The 18,005-nt window shown below is 60.7% G+C and carries 20 protein-coding genes; 11 read left to right on the forward strand and 9 right to left on the reverse strand.

Going from position 1 to position 18,005, the window contains the following annotated elements:
* The first annotated feature begins 117 nt into the window (after positions 1-117).
* Complete coding sequence (locus BTN45_RS01440) at positions 118-1,392, forward strand: DUF3422 family protein (protein ID WP_207589599.1); 1,275 nt, start codon at positions 118-120, stop codon at positions 1,390-1,392.
* A gap of 3 nt (positions 1,393-1,395) precedes the next feature.
* On the opposite strand, the gene BTN45_RS01445 is transcribed toward BTN45_RS01440, so the two are convergent.
* Positions 1,396-2,295, reverse strand: a complete 900-nt coding sequence (locus BTN45_RS01445; RefSeq protein ID WP_207588666.1) for a LysR family transcriptional regulator — start codon at positions 2,293-2,295, stop codon at positions 1,396-1,398.
* A gap of 105 nt (positions 2,296-2,400) precedes the next feature.
* Here BTN45_RS01445 and BTN45_RS01450 point away from each other — a divergent pair, with 105 nt between their 5' ends.
* The 3 genes from BTN45_RS01450 to glcF all read left to right on the forward strand — a co-directional run bounded on the left by BTN45_RS01450 (position 2,401) and on the right by glcF (position 6,556).
* Entirely contained in the window at positions 2,401-3,834 is a 1,434-nt protein-coding gene (locus tag BTN45_RS01450) for an FAD-linked oxidase C-terminal domain-containing protein (RefSeq protein WP_207588671.1), read from the forward strand.
* A 202-nt stretch (positions 3,835-4,036) separates the two neighbouring features.
* The gene (locus tag BTN45_RS01455) at positions 4,037-5,251 is read left to right on the forward strand and encodes an FAD-binding protein (protein ID WP_207588687.1); all 1,215 of its coding nucleotides are present in this window, start codon (positions 4,037-4,039) and stop codon (positions 5,249-5,251) included.
* Between the two features lie 3 nt (positions 5,252-5,254).
* The gene (gene glcF / locus BTN45_RS01460; RefSeq protein WP_207588689.1) at positions 5,255-6,556 is read left to right on the forward strand and encodes a glycolate oxidase subunit GlcF; all 1,302 of its coding nucleotides are present in this window, start codon (positions 5,255-5,257) and stop codon (positions 6,554-6,556) included.
* 230 nt (positions 6,557-6,786) lie between these two features.
* Here glcF and BTN45_RS01465 read toward each other — a convergent pair whose 3' ends face one another.
* Entirely contained in the window at positions 6,787-7,446 is a 660-nt protein-coding gene (locus BTN45_RS01465; RefSeq protein WP_006699497.1) for an outer membrane beta-barrel protein, read from the reverse strand.
* Between the two features lie 263 nt (positions 7,447-7,709).
* On the reverse strand, positions 7,710-8,486 hold the full coding sequence (locus BTN45_RS01470; protein WP_004440174.1) for a L,D-transpeptidase: 777 nt from the start codon (positions 8,484-8,486) through the stop codon (positions 7,710-7,712).
* A gap of 234 nt (positions 8,487-8,720) precedes the next feature.
* On the opposite strand from BTN45_RS01470, the gene BTN45_RS01475 reads away from it, so the two are divergent.
* A complete protein-coding gene (locus tag BTN45_RS01475; protein ID WP_006699498.1) occupies positions 8,721-9,350 on the forward strand; it encodes a DNA-3-methyladenine glycosylase I in 630 nt (209 codons plus the stop codon).
* Positions 9,347-9,790 carry a hypothetical protein gene (locus BTN45_RS01480; protein ID WP_207588691.1) on the forward strand — a complete coding sequence of 148 codons (444 nt, stop codon included), beginning with the start codon at positions 9,347-9,349 and terminating at the stop codon, positions 9,788-9,790. Before BTN45_RS01475 ends, BTN45_RS01480 begins: the two co-directional genes overlap by 4 nt.
* Before the next feature lie 14 nt (positions 9,791-9,804).
* On the opposite strand, the gene BTN45_RS01485 is transcribed toward BTN45_RS01480, so the two are convergent.
* Positions 9,805-10,848, reverse strand: coding sequence for a YeiH family protein (locus tag BTN45_RS01485; RefSeq protein ID WP_004440180.1), 1,044 nt, complete (start codon positions 10,846-10,848; stop codon positions 9,805-9,807).
* Between the two features lie 81 nt (positions 10,849-10,929).
* On the opposite strand from BTN45_RS01485, the gene BTN45_RS01490 reads away from it, so the two are divergent.
* Positions 10,930-11,847: a LysR substrate-binding domain-containing protein gene (locus tag BTN45_RS01490; protein ID WP_004440182.1), complete on the forward strand. Its 918-nt coding sequence runs from the start codon at positions 10,930-10,932 to the stop codon at positions 11,845-11,847.
* Between the two features lie 146 nt (positions 11,848-11,993).
* Here the strand turns inward: BTN45_RS01490 and BTN45_RS01495 are convergent, their stop codons facing one another.
* The 5 genes from BTN45_RS01495 to BTN45_RS01515 are packed head-to-tail and all read right to left on the reverse strand — an operon-like array spanning position 11,994 to position 14,102.
* Positions 11,994-12,368, reverse strand: a complete 375-nt coding sequence (locus BTN45_RS01495; RefSeq protein WP_004440183.1) for a DUF305 domain-containing protein — start codon at positions 12,366-12,368, stop codon at positions 11,994-11,996.
* A gap of 57 nt (positions 12,369-12,425) precedes the next feature.
* Positions 12,426-12,809 carry a hypothetical protein gene (locus BTN45_RS01500; RefSeq protein ID WP_223216018.1) on the reverse strand — a complete coding sequence of 128 codons (384 nt, stop codon included), beginning with the start codon at positions 12,807-12,809 and terminating at the stop codon, positions 12,426-12,428.
* A gap of 41 nt (positions 12,810-12,850) precedes the next feature.
* Positions 12,851-13,615 (reverse strand): hypothetical protein, encoded by a 765-nt coding sequence (locus BTN45_RS01505; protein ID WP_207588692.1) that lies wholly within the window; start codon positions 13,613-13,615, stop codon positions 12,851-12,853.
* A 6-nt stretch (positions 13,616-13,621) separates the two neighbouring features.
* Positions 13,622-13,891 (reverse strand): type II toxin-antitoxin system RelE/ParE family toxin, encoded by a 270-nt coding sequence (locus BTN45_RS01510; protein ID WP_207588693.1) that lies wholly within the window; start codon positions 13,889-13,891, stop codon positions 13,622-13,624.
* On the reverse strand, positions 13,875-14,102 hold the full coding sequence (locus BTN45_RS01515) for a DUF6290 family protein (RefSeq protein WP_107339072.1): 228 nt from the start codon (positions 14,100-14,102) through the stop codon (positions 13,875-13,877). Before BTN45_RS01515 ends, BTN45_RS01510 begins: the two co-directional genes overlap by 17 nt.
* Positions 14,103-14,258: 156 nt before the next feature.
* On the opposite strand from BTN45_RS01515, the gene hisS reads away from it, so the two are divergent.
* Genes hisS through hisG form a run of 4 tightly spaced genes read left to right on the forward strand, consistent with a single transcriptional unit; the run spans position 14,259 to position 17,985 of the window.
* Positions 14,259-15,782, forward strand: coding sequence for a histidine--tRNA ligase (hisS, locus tag BTN45_RS01520; protein WP_207588694.1), 1,524 nt, complete (start codon positions 14,259-14,261; stop codon positions 15,780-15,782).
* A gap of 4 nt (positions 15,783-15,786) precedes the next feature.
* Positions 15,787-16,155: a VOC family protein gene (locus BTN45_RS01525; protein WP_207588695.1), complete on the forward strand. Its 369-nt coding sequence runs from the start codon at positions 15,787-15,789 to the stop codon at positions 16,153-16,155.
* Positions 16,156-16,171: 16 nt separating this feature from the next.
* A complete protein-coding gene (locus tag BTN45_RS01530; protein WP_004440189.1) occupies positions 16,172-17,296 on the forward strand; it encodes an ATP phosphoribosyltransferase regulatory subunit in 1,125 nt (374 codons plus the stop codon).
* A complete protein-coding gene (gene hisG, locus BTN45_RS01535; RefSeq protein ID WP_004440190.1) occupies positions 17,293-17,985 on the forward strand; it encodes an ATP phosphoribosyltransferase in 693 nt (230 codons plus the stop codon). Before BTN45_RS01530 ends, hisG begins: the two co-directional genes overlap by 4 nt.
* Positions 17,986-18,005 lie beyond the last annotated feature (20 nt).

Here is an 18,005-nt window from a genome sequence, read left to right on the forward strand (position 1 = left end):
CACTACAGCGGATTTTTCTGTCAGGTGGATCAAAACAGTGACATCGGCGTCGATCGTGGTGTCGTCATCACAAACGATGCCTTAGACATCAGCCATAAAAGCGGGGACGATATCGCAATGGCAAAGGGTAGATTTGCATTCGCAAGCGCGCCGGAACGGTCGCTGGCATTGGGCGAGGTGCATGCGCGGCCGACGGTGCTGCTCGCCCCGTCGCGCATCATCATCCAGCTTGCCTTCATGATGGATGGCGGCTCGGCCGTGCACCATTCCGTCATTGCGGAAATGTCGCGCAGCCGCGGTGTTGCGCCGCCGGAACGCGATGCGCGTCACCACGCCATGCCGTGGGGGCAGGGGACTTTGCGTTGGGAGCGGCATACCGAATTCTCGACCTGGTTCTGGGATGGCCCTGCGCCGGAAAAATTTGGCGGGGAGATTGCCGGCGATCCCTTCGGTGACGGCTTTTCGCCGCCCGGCTCGCTGATCTCGGGCGTGCGGCTGGAAATTCGCCCGGAGAACGGTTTTACCTCGCAGGCGGAAACAATCTTCGAGCCGACCAGCCTCTGTCATAGCGACGTGCGCGACGGTCAGGCGGCCATCCTCACCGATTTCAGGCAGGATCGCGACGGGCTGACGCAGATATTGGTGATCGACCGCGGCCTCAGCGATTACAGCCGCGGCGCGCTGGTGCAGCGGCTGCTGGATATTGAAACCTATCGCACGCTTGCCATGCTCGGCCTGCCGATGGCGCAGACGCTCTCGCCGGAAATCCGCCGCATCGAGGATGGCTTGACGGGCATCACCCAACGCATGAAAAACGGCGCGCGTGACGAGGCGGATGCGCTGCTGGCCGAAATGACCCGGCTTGCGGCCGAACTTGAAGCCAATGCCGCGCTCAGCCTCTATCGTTTCGGCGCCAGCCGCGCCTATGACGGCATCGTGCGCGAACGCATCCGGGCGCTCGCGGAAACGCCTGTTCATGGCCATGAGACGATGGGCAGCTTTCTGGAACGGCGTATGGCGCCCGCCATGCGCACCTGCCAGTCGGTGGAAGAGCGGCAGGCCAACCTGTCGCGCAAGCTCTATCGCGCCACGGCTCTGGTTCGAAGCTGGATTGATGTGGAGCTGGAACGGCAGAACACCGTGCTACTCAATACCATGAACAAGCGCGCCGCCATGCAGCTTCGCCTGCAGCAGACGGTGGAAGGCCTGTCTGTCGCCGCCATCTCCTATTATGTCGTCGGGCTTATCGGTTATCTCACCAAGGCAATCAGCCATGATGTGCTGCCGGTCGACCCGGCCGTGGTCACCGGCGTTTCCGTGCCCTTCGCCGTGCTTGGCGTCTGGTGGGTGGTGCGCCGGATCCGCCGCTCCCATGCGGAGGGCGGGCACTGAGTGTCAGCCCTGCTCCCAATAGGGCGACGGCCCATAAAGCGCGGCGAGATAATCGATGAACAAGCGCACTTTGGCGGGCAGGAACTGTCGGCTGGGATAAACCGCCGAGAGTGTGACGTTGCGCGACCCTTCATAACCGGGCAACACCTGTACCAACTTCCCGCTTCGCAATTCATGGCCGATATCCCATGTCGAACGCAGCGCAACACCAAGCCCTGATATCACCGCCTCACGGATCACCTCGCTCGAATTGGTGACCAGCATGCCTTCAGGCCGAATGCTGAGCGCGCCGCCCGGTCCCTCCAGCCGCCAGATGTCATTATTGTGCGCCGGCAGGCAGCGATGTTTCTTCAGATCCTCGATCGTATCCGGCATGCCATGCGCGGCTACGTAGTCGGCCGAGGCGCAAAGCACGCGCCGCACCGGTGCCAGCCTGCGGGCCACGAGGCTGGAGGAGTTGAGATCGGCGATACGGATCGCCAGATCGTAACCGCCCTCGATAATATCGATGAACTCATCGCTCAGCACCAGATTGACCGACAGGTCCGGATGCCGCTCCATGAATGTCTTCAGATGTGGCGCGATATGCATGCGCCCGAAAGAGGTGGGTGCGGAAACCTTCAGCGTGCCGTTGACGGTATTGGCCCGGCCGGAGACGAAATCCTCCGCCTCTTCCAGCCCTTCGAGAACAGCCAGCACCCGTTCGTAAAAGCCTTGCCCCGCTTCGGTCAAAGAGATTTGTCGCGTGGTGCGCTGTAACAGCCGGGCACCGAGCTTTTCTTCCAATCGCTTGATGCGCTTGGAAATGACGGCGGGCGAATAACCAAGCTCCTTGGCAGCAAGCGACATGCTGCCGGAGGCGGCAACGCTGGCAAAGACTTCGAGATCACCCAGATTTGTCATAGTTGCCCTCGATTGTTTCCAGAATAGAAAAAATCCATAACATTTGATTGCGCAGCTTCAAAGTGGTAAAGAAACAATACCAGTTATCGGCACGGAGGAGCGGCGGTGACGCAGCCTATAAAGTTTCTGGAGCCGCGCGCTCAGGTCTTGGCGGATCGCGCACGAATTATCGCCGACCTCAAGACCGTCCTGCCTGATGACTGTCTTGTGCACGAGCCCCGCGAACTCGTGCCTTTCGAGACCGATGCTTTCGTTTCCTATCGCCGTCTGCCGCTCGCCGTCGCTTTGCCGAGAACGACGGAGGAGGTGGCGGCTGTCATGACATATTGCCATCGCTCCGGCATTCCGGTCGTGCCGCGCGGGGCCGGCACCTCGCTTTCCGGCGGCGCTATCCCGCAGGAAGACGCCGTGGTGATCGGCCTGTCGAAGATGAGTGCGATCCTTGAGCTTGATTTTTACAATCGCACGGCGCGGGTACAGGCGGGCGTCACCAATCTCTCCATCTCCGATGCCGCAGGCGCGGAGGGTTTCTTTTATGCACCCGACCCCAGCTCGCAGCTTGCCTGCACCATCGGCGGCAATATCGGTATGAATTCCGGCGGCGCGCACTGTCTGAAATATGGCGTCACCACCAATAACCTGCTTGGCGTCAAGATGGTGCTGGTCGATGGCACGGTGCTCGAGCTGGGCGGCAAGCATTTGGATGCTGCAGGTTACGACCTGCTCGCGCTTGTCTGCGGCTCGGAGGGCCAGCTCGGTATCGTGACGGAGGCAACGGTGCGCCTCATCGCCAAGCCGGAGGGCGCGCGCCCGGTGCTGTTCGGTTTCGAAACCTCCGAAGAAGCGGGCTCCTGCGTCGCGGATATCATTGGCGCGGGCATCATCCCTGTTGCCATCGAGTTCATGGACAAACCGGCAATCGAAATCTGCGAGGCCTTCGCCAAAGCGGGATATCCGCTTGACGTCGGTGCGCTTCTGATCGTGGAGGTCGAAGGCTCCGAGGCGGAAATGGACGCCATGCTGGCCGATATCGTGGCCATTGCCCGACGACATGGCGTGAAGACGGTGAAGGAATGTCAGTCGGCAATGGAGGCGGCCGCGATCTGGAAAGGCCGCAAATCCGCCTTTGGCGCAACGGGTCGTATCGCGGATTATATCTGCATGGACGGCACGGTGCCGCTCTCCCAGCTTTCCCATGTGCTGAAAAAGACGAGCGAAATCACCGATCGCCTCGGCCTGCGCGTCGCCAATGTCTTCCATGCGGGGGATGGTAACATGCACCCGCTGATCCTGTTCAACGCCAATGACCCTGACGATGCGGCCCGTGCGGAAGAAGCGGGCAACGAAATTTTGAAGCTCTGTGTGGATGCCGGTGGCTGTTTGACCGGTGAACATGGTGTGGGCATCGAAAAGCGTGACCTGATGCGGCACCAATATGGCGAGGCCGATCTCGCACAGCAGATGGCGGTGCGGGCAGCCTTTGACGAGGGCTGGCTGATGAACCCTTCCAAGGTGTTTCCGCTTGAGGGGAGGGGTTGATGGGCGCTGGTTTTATGATCTTGCAGGGTGTGGCTTACCCCCCTCTGTCCTGCCGGGCATCTCCCCCTCAAGGGCGGAGATCGGCAAGGGGAGAACACCCTGCCCATGGAACGGGTGGGTGCGGCATATCGATCTCCCCCCTTGAGGGGGAGATGCCCGGCAGGGCAGAGGTAGGTATCACTTGCTCGAAGGCAACAATCGCATGCTGACGCCCTACGCAGAAACCCAGGTCGCCGACATCATCCGCGATCATGCCACGCGCAAAACCCCGCTGAAAATCTTCGGCGGCAACACTCGCTCCGGTTTCGGCAATGCGGTGACGGCGGAGACCGTGCTAACCTCCCGTGCGATGAACGGTATCGTTTCCTACGTCCCCGCCGAAATGGTCATGACTGCCAAGGCTGGCACGCCGCTCGCAACTGTCGAAGCGGCGCTGGCAGGAAATCGCCAGATGATGGCCTTCGAACCGATGGACCATCGCCCCATCATGGGCACCCATGGCGAACCGACCATTGGCGGCGTCTTTGCCGCCAATGTTTCCGGTCCGCGCCGCTATGTGGCGGGTGCGGCGCGCGACAGCCTGCTGGGCATCCGTTTCGTTAATGGCAGTGGCGCGATCATCAAAGCCGGCGGCCGGGTGATGAAGAATGTCACCGGTCTCGATCTGTCGAAGTTTCTCGCGGGTTCTTTCGGCACGCTTGGGTTCCTCACCGAAGTCACATTCCGCGTGCTGCCGAAACCGCCCGTCGAAAAATCCGTTGTCGTGTCCGGCCTTGATGACGAGGCGGCGACACGCATCATGGCGGCGGCGATGGCGATGAGCGTCGAGGTCTCCGGCGCGGCACATCTGCCTGAAAGCGTGCGCTCCCGCTTTATCGATGGCGGCTTGCCGGAAGGACCGGCCACCATTCTGCGTCTGGAGGGCCTTGCGGCCTCGGTGGAGGCCCGCACGGCTAAACTCCTGTCGGTCATGGATCGCGTCGGACCCTGGGCGCTGCTGGAGGGCGAGGAAAGCAGTCTTTTGTGGCGGCAGGTCCGGGATGTCGCGCCTTATGCCGGCCAATCCGCCAAGCCGCTCTGGAAAGTCTCGGTAGCGCCTTCGATGGGCCCCCAGCTTGTTGCGGCGCTGCGCATGGAGGCAGGCATCGACGCCTTCTATGACTGGCAGGGCGGCCTGGTCTGGATGCAGATGGAGGCGGACCCCGAAGCCGATCTGCTGCGCGGCGCAATCCGTGCGCTCGGCGGTGGCCATGCCACGCTGATGAGGGCGAGCGATGCTGTGCGCGCCAAAGTCGCGGCCTTCGAACCGCGCCCGGCGGCGGAAGCACTGCTTTCCGCGCGTATCAGGGAGAAGCTCGATCCCGTGGGCATCTTCAATCCCGGCAAGATGGCCGTAACGATGGAAAGGGCCGTCTGAACCATGCAAACATCCTTCACGCCTGAGCAGCTGGCCGATCCACATGTGGCGGAATCCGAAAAAATCCTGCGCAAATGTGTGCATTGCGGCTTCTGCACTGCCACCTGTCCCACCTATGTCACGCTTGGCAACGAGCTGGACAGCCCGCGCGGCCGCATCTACCTCATCAAGGACATGCTGGAAAACAGCCGTCCGGCCGACCGCGAGGTGGTCACCCATATCGACCGCTGTCTTTCCTGTCTTGCCTGCACCACCACCTGTCCCTCCGGCGTGGATTACATGCATCTGGTCGATCATGCCCGCGCCCATATCGAGCAGACGTACAAGCGCCCCTTCATGGATCGGCTGATCCGCAATCTTCTGGTCGGCATATTACCCCATCCTGCCCGTTTCCGGCTGGCCCTGCGTCTGGCCCGTCTGGCACGGCCTTTCGCCGGTCTTTTTGCAAAGGCTCCTGCGCTGAAACCGCTGCAGTCCATGCTTGCTCTCGCACCGGCCTCGGTCCCTCCAGCGTCGGCGTCAAGCCGCCCGGGCGCGCGACCGGCCGAAGGTGAAAAGCGCGGGCGCGTCGCCATTCTCACCGGCTGCGCCCAGCCGGTGCTTGATCCCGGTATCAATGAGGCGACGCTGCGGCTGCTTACGCGGCTCGGTATCGAGGTCGTTGTGCCGAAAGGGGAGGGCTGCTGCGGTTCGCTGGTGCATCATATGGGGCGGGAGGAAGAGGCACTGGCTTCTGCTCGGCGGAATGTCGATGTCTGGACGCGCGAGATGGAGAATGGCGGTCTCGACGCCATCATCATCACCGCGTCGGGCTGCGGCACCACCATCAAGGATTACGGCCATATGCTTCGGCTTGATCCGGCCTATGCCGAAAAAGCCGCGCGGGTCTCGGCTCTGGCAAAGGACATCACCGAATACCTCGCCACCCTCGATCTGCCGCAACAGCAAAGCCAGGGGCTGACGGTCGCCTATCACTCCGCCTGCTCCATGCAGCACGGTCAGAAGATCACGCTTGCGCCGAAACAACTGCTGAAGGCGGCGGGTTTTGCCGTGCGTGATCCAGCGGAAGGGCACCTGTGCTGTGGTTCGGCCGGAACCTACAACATCCTGCAACCGGAAATTTCCGGCAAGCTCAAGGCGCGCAAGGTGAAGAACATCGAGGCCACGCGGGCAGATGTCATCGCGACAGGCAATATCGGCTGCATCACGCAGATCGGAACCGGCACGGACATGCCGATCCTGCACACTGTCGAGCTTTTGGACTGGGCTTATGGCGGGCCGAAGCCGGCGAGGCTCTCGGTGTAGAACGCCGCGCACCAGTAAAGCCCGTCGTGCATGAGAAAAGTTTCGCCTGAGCGTCGTCGCTCTCGTTTCCTCATCCCTGTGCTTGTCACGGGGATCCAGCCAGTCCTTGGGCCGAGAAGATTCTTTCCGTCACGCAGACGCGCATCGCCCAGATTCCTGTGACAAGCACAGGAATGAGGTTGAGGGGATGCCCATCGGCTGCCAGATGCGCCCCGCTTCCCAAGCCACCACTAGAACTTATACGCCACACCGAAATTCACCGCATTGGTGATGATGTCGGTCTTCAACGAGCCGCCGTTGTCAATATCGACATCGACGAAGGAATAGGTGCCCTTATATTCCACGAAGGTCGACCAGCTGTCGGTGATGCGGTAGCTGAGGCCGGCCTGCGCCTGCAGCGTTGCGCCGCCGAACTGGTATTCGAAAGTCTTGCCCGAGGGGCGGTACACTTCCACATGCGGCACGTTGATGCCGACGCCGGCGCCGACGTACGGGGTGATCGGCAGGGATTCCAGCGGAAAGCGGTAGAGCGCGTTCAGCGTCAGTAGGTTCAGGCCGTCGGTGAATTCGAAATGCGACCAGCCTGAGCGGGCAAGCGTTTGGTCATCGGCATAGACCTTGTCATGGGTGAAATCGAGCGAGATACCGAAATTCCGGAGCTGACCCTCATCGAACCAGTAGGTGCCGCGCACGCCCCAGTAGGGCGGGCTGGAAAAGGACTTGCCTTCCCATCCGGCGCGGAAATCCGGACCGTCGGAAACTTTCACATCGCTGTGCGGTGCGCTTTGCCAGCCGCCGTAACCGGAAATTTCGAATTCGCCCGCGATTGCGGCAGAGAAGGAAACGCCGCTGAAGAGCAGGGCGCAAACAAATGAAGTATGGCGCGGCATGAAGTGAATCCAGATTGATATCAGTAATTCACCAAACCGTTTTTTGATAACATTTGAATGACAGAAACGAAAAACGGGCGGTCGATTGACCACCCGCTTTAAGGCCGTTCCGTCATCCCCCTGAGAGAGGTTCGGCGCCTGGCGTCCCCCGCCAAGTCTCATTCCGCTGAAGTGAGCCGGATTGTACCGCCGCAGGGCGGTAATTCAAGCGGATAAGCCGATACGCCCGTTCCGAAGCGGCCGGAAAGGCTGAACCGTTGCCGTCATATCACAATGACCTTGGTTCCGACGTTGACGCGCTCATAGAGATCGGTGACATCCTCGTTGCGCATGCGGATGCAGCCGGAGGAATTGTTGCTGCCGATCGTCCAGGGCTGGTTGGTGCCGTGGATCCGGTAAAGCGTCGAGCCGAGATACATGGCGCGCGCGCCCATCGGGTTGGCGGGGCCGCCTTCCATGAAGGCCGGCAGGTAATGTCCTTTTGCCGCCTCTCGGGTGATCATTTCCTTCGGCGGGGTCCAGCTCGGCCATTCCGCCTTACGGGTTACCTTGTGAGTTCCAGCCCATTCGAAACCGGGCTTGCCGACGCCGACGCCATAACGCCGGGCCTTGCCATCAGCAAGCACGAGATAGAGGAAACGGTTCGGCGTATCGATGACGATAGTGCCGGGTTTTTCATTGGTCGGATAGGTGACGATCTGCGGCAGGAATTGCGGCGCGATCTGGGTACGCACCGGCGCATTGGGGCGTACGGCGGCATTCTGCACCCGTGCCGGGCGCTGCGATGTGACGCCGGAGCTGGGTCGCTGCGGCATCGCGGCCTGGCGCTGCTGGAAGAACGGCTGGCGTGCGGCAGGTGCGCGCGGATAGACAACGGGGCGCACGTTGCCGCGGCCGCCGAGCTGGGTTACCCATGGCGCGGAAAGATCCGGGCTGACGACGACGGGCGGACGCTCGCGATAACGTTCATTGGCCATGGCGGCAGGGACGGCGAGGGTGGAAACAAGGCTCAACGCCAGGAAAACGGACTTCATCGTCATCGGGTGGACTCTCTCTGCGGGACGTCGCAACTATGGATTTGCGGGATCATTCTCCCGCTTTGCCGAACACGTTCGCACCTTGACGCCAGCGAATCGTAAATGGCTGTTCATTAAAAAGCGCTTGATTAAGGAAAGCTGATTTTAGGGTTAGCACCCCGTTTTGAAACGTGGTGAATGAGTGGTAAGTGCAGTCTTTAAGTGGTCGCAGGCGGAGTGGAAAAGGTGGTCGCGGAAATGATCGAGGCGGGACTTGAAACGGGCGCGGATGGCCTTGTTCGGTGCTTCTGGCAGCAGGGGCTTGCGGATTACAGCCGATATCACGACGAGGAATGGGGTTATCCCGTTACCGATGATCGCCGCCTGTTTGAGAAAATTTGCCTGGAGGGCTTTCAGTCCGGCCTCTCCTGGCTGACGGTGCTGCGCAAGCGGGAGGCTTTCCGTCTTGCATTCGCCAATTTCGAGTTCGAAAAAGTGGCCGAGTTCGGCGAGGCCGATATCGAGCGCTGCCTTGCCGACAAGGGCATTATCCGCCATCGCGGCAAGATTGTTTCCACCATCAACAACGCCCGCCGCGCCGTGGCTCTGCGGGACGAGTTCGGGTCGCTCGCCCGATATTTCTGGGGTTTCGAACCGGCTGCCGCAGAAAGGCCGCAAAGGCTGGACTATGCGACTTTAAGGGCCAACCCGACCAGCGCCGCCTCCATCCGCCTTTCCAGGGATCTGAAGAAGCGGGGCTGGACCTTTGTCGGCCCGACGACCGTCTATGCATTCATGCAGGCCATGGGTATGGTCAACGACCATATCGAAGGCTGTCATTGCCGCCAGCCGATAGAGGTCATGCGGCGGGAGTTTGTACGTCCATGAAGGTAACCCCCCTTCTCCTGGCGCTTGCCATGGCCATGGCCGCCGTGCCGCACCACTCCTTTGCGGAAGGCCGCAACGTTGACGGTATCTGGCTGGATGACGGCGAAAGGCTGAAGGAGGTGGCGTTGCCACCGGCCGGTCCGCTGAAGCTCGAGGGCTGGACGCGCCGCGGGCGCGGCGATGTTTATCGTCTGAAGGTGAAGGCAGGGCAGACGGTGAAGGTCGAGCTTGCCGCCTCGAGCGAATTCGTATTGATGGCGATCTTCGATTTTTCGACCCCGGATGAAGATGCGATTTTCTTCAGCGATTCCCAGGGCAAGGTGGCGACGCTGACACCAAAGGCAGATACCGAGTGGTTGATTCGCCCGACGCTCATTCTCGGTTCGCCGCGCCGCGGGCTCGGTGCGCATTATACACTTACTGTCAGCGCCGGCGAATAAAGCCGGAAGCTGGCTCAGGCCGTCTGGGTTAATACGATCAGGCCAAAGCTCAGGATACCCAGCAGCAAGAGAGACAGGCTGGCAGCGAGGATGACCTTGCCGCCGGCGTGGCGAAGGCTGCGGATATCGACCGAAAGGCCCAACGCCGCCATCGACATGATGGTGAGGATGTTTGAGAGAGAGGCGACGGGGGCAAGCAGGACTTCAGGTATGAGACCGAATGACCGGGCCATGATCATCAGCACGAAGCCGATGATGAACCACGGAACCATCTGCTGCAATCTGAGGCGTCCCTTGTCCGACCGGCCGTGGACGACGGAGAGGGTGGCGATGACAGGTCCCAGCATCAGCACGCGGATGAGCTTCACGATGGTGCCGGTTTGCACGGCAATCGCGCCAAGCGGGGCGGTGGCGGCCAGAACCTGCGGCACGGCATAGACCGTAAGCCCGGCGAAGATGCCGTATTGGGTGGCGTCGAGCCCGAGAAGCTGCGGCAGGAATGGCATCAAAAGCACGGCGGCGACACCGAGAACCGCGGTAAAGGCAATCGAGGCGGCGACATCTTCCGGCTTGGCGCCGATGGCGGGGGCCGCAGCGGCAATGGCGGAATTGCCGCAGATGGAATTGCCGCAGGCAATCAACGTCGCGAGCTTGGGCGGGAGGCCGAGCATCCGCCCGGCGGCATAGCTGACGACCAGTGACAGCGCGACGATCAGCGCAATGCCGCCTATCAGCAGACCGCCCGCGCCCTTGAGGATGGACAGGCTGAGCGATGCACCGAGAAGCGCCACGGCGATTTCAAGCAGGGTCTTGGCGCTGAACTTTATGCCGGCGGAAGCGGCTGCGGGCAGAGCCACCAGCGAACGCAGCATGGTCCCGATCAGAATGGCGAGAACGAGATCGCCAAGCCAGGCATGGCCCGCAAGCCGCACCTGAAAGCGCTCCGCCAGAATGGCGGCGCAGCTGACGGCCGCACAAAGGAGAATGCCCGGAAGAAGCGGGGCGAGCCAGCGGAGCGAAAACTGGAAGGGATGAGCAAGGGTGCGATGTTGGGCCATGACCAGACCATGCCGCAGCAGCCTGTTTTATTCTATCAAATAATATGGCATATATTATTCGATAAAATCGAATGAAAAACCATGACCTTTGAGCAGCTCCGTATTTTCATAGCCGTAGCCGAACGCGAGCACCTGACAAGGGCTGCGGAAGCCATCGGTCTGACCGCCTCCGCCGTCAGCTCCGCCATCAAAAATCTCGAAGCCTTTTATAATGTCGAACTGTTCCACCGCGTCGGACGCAACATTGAGTTGACTGAAAGCGGCCGGGTGTTTCTGGGTGAAGCAAAGGCGACATTGGCGCGTGTGCGCAATGCGGAGCTAATTCTCTCCGAAATGGGCGGGCTGACGCGCGGCGAAATCACCGTCTGCGCCAGCCAGACCATTGCGAGCTACTGGCTGCCGCCGATCCTGATGCAGTTTAAGAAGCTCTATCCCGGTGTCACCGTGCGGCTGGATATCGGCAATACCAAGACCGTGACGCAGGCGGTGCTGGACGGTCTTGCGGAGGTGGGTTTCATTGAAGGCAGGATCGATGAGCCGGCTCTGATGGTGCAGCCGGTGGTGTCTGACAAGCTTCTGGTCGTCACGGGCTCCGCCCATCCCTTTGCCGATGGCCGTTATCTCACCGCGCTGGATATCCTCTACGGCACTTCATGGGTTCTGCGCGAGCAGGGCTCCGGCACCCGCTCCGCCTTCGAGGCGGCGGTGCGGCAGATGGGCGTGGATCCGGGTGAACTCTCGGTCATGCTTGAACTGCCGTCCAACGAGGCGGTGGTGATGGCGGCACGCTCCGGCGGGGCTGCGACGGCGGTTTCAGCCTCAGTGGCATCCCTCTTCCTGCGGCAAGGCCTGCTCGTTCGCGCTGGTATTGATTTGCCCGCCCGCAACTTCGCTTTGTTGCGCCACAAGGAACGCCACACCAGCCGGGCAGCCATGGAGCTGGAACGCCTCAGCCGCGCGGCATCGGAGGATTACAAGGCCGGTCTTGCGGGGTTATAGTAAAGCGCGGGGTGGCAGGCGGCGTTCGCGCGTTCGCCGTTGTATGGGAAAGCTGTCGCAAGTTTCTCCTCCCCGCCGGGGGAAGAAATATGCCGCAAAGTTGCCGGAGGAGCGCCATAGCCGGCGCTCCCCTTCAACAATAGCAGTCACTTGCCCCTGGACTTCAGCCAGGCCTTCATCATGGCGATTTCGCCTTCCTGCGCCTTGATCACTTCTTCGGCCAGCTTGCGGATTTCCGGGTCCTTGCCGTATTGCAGTTGGACCTTGGCCATATCGATCGCCCCCTGATGATGCGGGATCATGCCGCGCACGAAATCGACGTCGGCATCACCACTATAATCGATGGCCATATTGCCATGCATCTTTTTGCTGGCTTCCATGAAGGCCTGGGTGGAAGCGCTGTCGCTCATGCTGCCTTTTGACATGTCGTGTCCGGCATGGCCGCCCGCGTCCTGTGCAAAAGCGGGCATGGCGAGAGAGGCCGCAAAAGCGGCGGCGAGCGTAATGGTCTTGATAGACATGGATTATCCTTCCTGTGTCTGACGGATTTTTCGAAAGTCGGTCTGAAAAATCTGTGGTCAGGCGCGGGGAGGCGGTAGCGGCGGCGCGAAAGCCTTGCCGTCAAACACAGTGCCGCGTTGCGGCTTCGGATAGGCGAATGCCATCCGCCCGGCATCGGCAAAGATCATTCGTGGAACCACGATCAGGCAGGCGGCGCAGGAATCCGGATGTGAAGCATCGTTGCCGTGGGGGCAGCAACCGCCCGTTCCCGCTTCATGAGCGGCATTCTCCGCAGGCGTTTGAGACCCGTGATCTTGCGGGTGTGATTGGGTATCTTGATGTTCCATCGGCAATTGCGAGGAAACAACCATGCCTGTCGGCATGCTCATCGCCATCTGCGCCGGCATCGCGCCGTAAAGCAGACAGGCAAGGAACATCAATGTGCGGACCACATGGGACATGATGTGAAGTTACCGCTGAAATTATGGAATAAGCATGACGATCAGGTCAGTTCACGTGCAATGACGTGGTGCACGATGCGATATTCCCTGCTTTCCTCGCCAAGCGGCGCGAGCGGCCACTCCCATGCAGCGGCAGGCGCGGGAAGCTCAATGCCGTGCAGCAGGTCTTCGTGCTGGTGCACGCTTCCATCCTTGCCGATGACGTTAAAGGCGGTGTCCGTCACCAGACAGACCTTGCAGGGCAGACCGGCCAGCGCATCGAGATGCGTATGAATGAGTTTCGGCAGGAGATCATCAGGCGCAGCCGCTATTTTCTGCCGTTCCAGCCGATGCTGTGCCCCCGTACCGATCTGCGACAGCAGGTTGGCCGAGACGACAAAATCGAGATAGGGCACCCGCCGCAGGAAATCGAGCGGTTCCGCCGGTCGGCCGGCCATGAGATCATCGAAGCCGGAAAGATCGCGATTGGCGATGCGGACATTCTTTCTGGCGTTGAGCCGCAACTTCGCCTGCACGCTGGCGAGATGTACCAGATCGACCAGAACGACGGTATCGAACATCGCCACCAGCGCCTCATGGGGCACATCCCGCAACAGGCCGGACCCCAGCACCACTGCGGTCCGTCTCTGCTTCAGCTTTCTCGCCGATTGCAGCACGAATTGCCGGCTGTTGTTTTCATGCTCCGCCCAGGCTTTGGCGCAACGGTTGGCGCGTGCCCAGAGATTGACGGAATAGCGGATATGCGGCCGGAACTCTTTCGGCGTGACCGCGCGTGTCGCGGCATATTGCAGTGCTTCGAGGATCATGAATGCCTAACGGTAAATTTCGCGGCGATGGCCGATTTCGACCACCAGCACGACGAGCTTATGATCCTGTATATCGCAGATGATGCGATAATCGCCCACCCGGTAACGCCAGAAATTTCCAAGTTCGGAACCTTGGAGAGCGGCGCCTGTCTGGCGCGGATTGTCTAGCGCCGCTACTCTCTCTTGAAGGAAAGCGCGGATACGCTGACGGGCCTGCGGATCGATTTTCCGCATCTCTTTCTGGACAAGAATATCGTATTCAATTGTCCAGATCACGCCAGAACTCCTCGGCGCTTATCACCTTTGATTCACCGCGCTGGAGGCGCCGCGTCGCCTCTTCGGCAAGATAGAGATCCTCCATATCTTCGATATGCTTCTCGATCGCCTCGCGAATGTAATAGGCAGATGTGCGTCCGGTGCGCTCGGAAAGCGCTTTCAGCCGCTCATAGGTCTCATCCGGGAGGCGGATGGCCGTCTGTTTGCTCATCGCTTGCGTCCTTTGCGACTAAAATGGGATACATGCATCCCATATAGCATTGCTTGCCTTTCGCTGCCAGTAAAACCAGAGCCTTTGCGGCTTGCCGCACGGGGCTTCATCCTCTAATACACCGGCATAATTTCAGGAAAATATCGGATCGGCCTCATGAGCGAAAAAGCAAAAAAGCCTCAGAAACTGAAAGCCCGCCTGCCGCGCGGCTTCGTGGATCGCTCGGCTGCCGATATCCATGCCACCAATGAGATGATCGACAAGATCCGCAGGGTCTACGAGCTTTACGGTTTCGATCCGGTGGAAACCCCGCTGTTCGAATATACCGATGCGCTCGGCAAGTTCCTGCCCGATAGCGACCGCCCGAACGAAGGCGTGTTTTCGCTGCAGGATGATGACGACCAGTGGATGAGCCTGCGCTACGATCTGACCGCACCGCTCGCCCGTCACGTCGCTGAAAACTTCAACGAGATCCAGCTGCCATACCGTACCTATCGCGCCGGTTATGTCTTCCGCAATGAAAAGCCCGGCCCCGGCCGTTTCCGGCAGTTCATGCAGTTCGATGCCGATACGGTGGGCGCATCCGGCGTGCAGGCGGATGCCGAAATGTGCATGATGATGGCGGATACGCTGGAAGCACTCGGCATCAAGCGTGGCGATTACGTCATCCGAGTCAACAACCGTAAGGTGCTCGATGGCGTCATGGAAGCCATCGGTCTCGGCGGCGAGGACAATGCCGGCCGTCGGCTCAACGTGCTGCGCGCCATTGATAAGCTCGACAAGTTCGGCCCTGAGGGTGTGAGGCTGCTGCTCGGCCCCGGCCGCAAGGACGAGTCCGGTGACTTTACTAAGGGTGCCGGTCTCGGTGACGAGCAGATCGAAAAGGTCCTGTTTTTCGTCGGCATCAAGGATTATGCGGCGAGCGCCGATGGTCTGGCGAAACTGGTCGCGGGCACCTCGAAAGGCGAGGAAGGCGTTGATGAACTGAATGTCATCGGCGCTCTGGTCTCAAGTGCCGGTTACGATGCGGATCGCATCAAGATCGACCCCTCGGTCGTTCGCGGCCTCGAATATTATACAGGCCCGGTCTATGAGGCCGAGCTCACCTTCGACGTCACCAACGAAAAGGGCGAAAAGGTCGTGTTCGGCTCCGTCGGCGGCGGCGGCCGTTATGACGGCCTCGTCTCCCGCTTCATGGGCCAGCCGGTTCCCGCCACGGGCTTCTCCATCGGCGTTTCTCGCCTGATGACGGCGCTCAAGAACCTCGGCAAGCTCGGCCAGGTGAAGCCGCTCGCACCCGTTCTCATCACCGTCATGGATGGTGATGTAGAGAGTATGAGCCGTTATCAGCGTTTCACCCAGGCGCTGCGGGCCGAAGGCATCCGCGCTGAAATGTATCAGGGCAACTGGAAGAAATTCGGCAACCAGCTGAAATACGCCGACCGCCTCGGTTCCCCCATTGCCATCATTCAGGGCGGTGACGAGCGCGCCGAAGGCGTGGTGCAGATCAAGGATCTGATCGAAGGCAAGCGCCTCTCCGGCGAGATCGAGGACAATGCCAGCTGGCGCGAGGCGCGTGTGGCCCAGGTCAGCGTGCCGGAGGCCGAGCTGGTGGCAAAGGTCCGCGAGATTCTGGAGCATCAGGCAGAGGACGTTCGCCGCGCCGCCGAAGGGCGCTGAAGCCATGGGAATCTTTGCGCTCGACCATGTTCAACTGGCGATGCCGGCTGGCCGTGAAAAAGAGGCGCGGGCTTTTTACGGGAGCCTGCTCGGCTTTGCGGAACAGGCAAAACCGGCCAATCTGGTTGCCCGCGGCGGCTGTTGGTTCAGCAGGGGTTCGATAAAACTGCACCTGGGCGTCGAGCAGAATTTCCGACCGGCGAAGAAAGCCCATCCGGCGTTTCTGGTCGATGATTTGGCAGACTTGCGAAAAACACTTGAAACAGCGGGTTGCCATGTGGTTGAGGATGAGCCGCTTGAGGGATATCACCGGTTTTATGTCCATGATCCCTTCGGAAACCGCATCGAAATGATGCAGCCGCTCGAACCGTGACGAAAAGTACCGTTCCATGCCCCTGATCGACATGCCGGAGTTTTCCGGAGAGCTACTGGAAGAATTCGCCGCGCGCCGCACGAGTCGCGTGAACACGCCCGTCATCCAGCCTGCGGAACCGTTTCTGGATATGGCCGGCGAGGATTTGCGCCGCCGTATCTTCATGACGGAAAGCGAGACGGGTGAGAGCCTCTGCCTGCGGCCCGAATTCACCATTCCCGTCTGCCTGCGCCATATCGAGACGGCGACCGGCACACCCAAACGTTATTCCTATCTCGGTGAAGTCTTCCGCCAGCGCCGCGAAGGTGCGAACGAATTTTATCAGGCCGGCATCGAGGATCTCGGCGATACCGATATTGCTGCCGCCGATGCGCGTGCCGTCATCGATGCCACCGGGATTCTGCAGCGTCTGCTGCCGGGCCGGGCGCTTGCCGTCACCCTGGGCGATCAACAGGTGTTCGAGGCGGTTGTTGCCGCCCTTGGTCTGCCGCTCGGCTGGCAGAAGCGGCTGGTACAGGCCTTCGGTGACATGGCGCAGCTTGACGCGCTGCTGGAAAGCCTCATGCATCCCAAGCCGATGACCGGGCTGGACGCCCGCGTTGCCGGGCTATTGGCGACCGGGGATGAGGCGGTGCTGGTCGATTATCTCGATACGGTGATGCAGGAAACCGGCTACTCCACCAATGCAAGCCGTTCACCACAGGAAATCGCCCGCCGCCTGAGGGAAAAACTGGCCCTTGCGGCCACACGTCTACCGGATGACAGTTTTGCGCTGCTGAAGCAGTTCCTCGCTTTGAAGGCGCCTCTGCCGCAGGCCTCGCAGGTTCTGGCCGATTTTGCTGCAAAGGCGAAGCTGAAACTGGACGGGGCGCTTTCCGCTTTCGACAAACGTGTCGCAGCTCTTTCTAACGCTGGCGTTGACCTCGAAACCGTCACCTATGGCGCGGCCTTCGGTCGTCCGCTCGACTATTATACCGGCCTTGTTTTCGAGGTGGTGGAAGCGGGTGGAGATAGTGTTCTCGCCGGTGGCGGCCGTTTCGACCGGCTGCTGACGCTGCTCGGCGCACAGGAAAAAATACCGGCCGTGGGCTTCTCGCTCTGGCTGGATCGCATCGAAACGGTGCGCGGGAGTAAGCCATGATCACCATCGCATTGCCCTCCAAGGGCCGGATGAAGGAAGACTCCTCCGCCGTTCTCGAACGCGCCGGGCTGAAAGTCGCTGCCGTCGGCAATGATCGTTCCTATCGGGGCCGCGTCGAAGGGCGCGACGATATCGAGATCGCCTATCTGTCGGCGTCAGAAATCGCCCGCGAGATCGGCGCCGGCACGGTGGATTTCGGCGTGACCGGGGAGGACCTTGTGCGTGAAGGGCTGACCAATGCCGATGCGCAGGTGGAATTCTGCGCCCGTCTCGGTTTTGGACATGCCGACGTCGTGGTCGCCGTGCCGGAAATCTGGCTGGATGTGGACAGCATGGCAGATCTGGGTGATGTCGCTTCGGAGTTCCGCGCCCGCCATGGTCGAAGGCTCGCCATCGCCACCAAATACTGGCGGCTGACGCAGCAGTTCTTTTCACGCCAGCACGGCATCCAGCTTTACCGCATCGTCGAAAGCCTCGGTGCCACCGAAGGCGCGCCGGCGGCGGGGCAGGCGGATATCATCGTTGATATCACCTCCACGGGTTCGACGCTGAAAGCCAACCATCTGAAAATTCTCTCCGACGGTATCATCGTGCGTTCGGAAGCCTGCTTTGTCCGCGCCCGCAAACCGGAGCATGACGGCGATGGAAGGATTGAGGAGATCGCGTCGCGCATCAGGGCGGCGGTCTGAGCATCAAAACACAAAAGCCG

The organism is Rhizobium sp. ZX09, assembly GCF_017357485.1.
GTDB lineage: Bacteria > Pseudomonadota > Alphaproteobacteria > Rhizobiales > Rhizobiaceae > Agrobacterium > Agrobacterium pusense.

What these genes read in the sequence shown, in the direction of transcription:
- BTN45_RS01440 (WP_207589599.1), top strand. Translation starts at nt 118, where the DNA reads ATGGCAAAGGGTAGATTTGCATTCGCAAGCGCGCCGGAACGGTCGCTG.
- BTN45_RS01505 (WP_207588692.1), bottom strand. Translation starts at nt 13,615, where the DNA reads ATGATCCTCGAAGCACTGCAATATGCCGCGACACGCGCGGTCACGCCG.
- hisS (WP_207588694.1), top strand. Translation starts at nt 14,259, where the DNA reads ATGAGCGAAAAAGCAAAAAAGCCTCAGAAACTGAAAGCCCGCCTGCCG.
- BTN45_RS01465 (WP_006699497.1), bottom strand. Translation starts at nt 7,446, where the DNA reads ATGCCGCGCCATACTTCATTTGTTTGCGCCCTGCTCTTCAGCGGCGTT.
- BTN45_RS01525 (WP_207588695.1), top strand. Translation starts at nt 15,787, where the DNA reads ATGGGAATCTTTGCGCTCGACCATGTTCAACTGGCGATGCCGGCTGGC.
- BTN45_RS01475 (WP_006699498.1), top strand. Translation starts at nt 8,721, where the DNA reads ATGATCGAGGCGGGACTTGAAACGGGCGCGGATGGCCTTGTTCGGTGC.
- BTN45_RS01470 (WP_004440174.1), bottom strand. Translation starts at nt 8,486, where the DNA reads ATGACGATGAAGTCCGTTTTCCTGGCGTTGAGCCTTGTTTCCACCCTC.
- BTN45_RS01485 (WP_004440180.1), bottom strand. Translation starts at nt 10,848, where the DNA reads ATGGCCCAACATCGCACCCTTGCTCATCCCTTCCAGTTTTCGCTCCGC.
- BTN45_RS01480 (WP_207588691.1), top strand. Translation starts at nt 9,347, where the DNA reads ATGAAGGTAACCCCCCTTCTCCTGGCGCTTGCCATGGCCATGGCCGCC.
- BTN45_RS01515 (WP_107339072.1), bottom strand. Translation starts at nt 14,102, where the DNA reads ATGAGCAAACAGACGGCCATCCGCCTCCCGGATGAGACCTATGAGCGG.
- BTN45_RS01495 (WP_004440183.1), bottom strand. Translation starts at nt 12,368, where the DNA reads ATGTCTATCAAGACCATTACGCTCGCCGCCGCTTTTGCGGCCTCTCTC.
- hisG (WP_004440190.1), top strand. Translation starts at nt 17,293, where the DNA reads ATGATCACCATCGCATTGCCCTCCAAGGGCCGGATGAAGGAAGACTCC.
- glcF (WP_207588689.1), top strand. Translation starts at nt 5,255, where the DNA reads ATGCAAACATCCTTCACGCCTGAGCAGCTGGCCGATCCACATGTGGCG.
- BTN45_RS01455 (WP_207588687.1), top strand. Translation starts at nt 4,037, where the DNA reads ATGCTGACGCCCTACGCAGAAACCCAGGTCGCCGACATCATCCGCGAT.
- BTN45_RS01490 (WP_004440182.1), top strand. Translation starts at nt 10,930, where the DNA reads ATGACCTTTGAGCAGCTCCGTATTTTCATAGCCGTAGCCGAACGCGAG.
- BTN45_RS01500 (WP_223216018.1), bottom strand. Translation starts at nt 12,809, where the DNA reads ATGTCCCATGTGGTCCGCACATTGATGTTCCTTGCCTGTCTGCTTTAC.
- BTN45_RS01445 (WP_207588666.1), bottom strand. Translation starts at nt 2,295, where the DNA reads ATGACAAATCTGGGTGATCTCGAAGTCTTTGCCAGCGTTGCCGCCTCC.
- BTN45_RS01530 (WP_004440189.1), top strand. Translation starts at nt 16,172, where the DNA reads ATGCCCCTGATCGACATGCCGGAGTTTTCCGGAGAGCTACTGGAAGAA.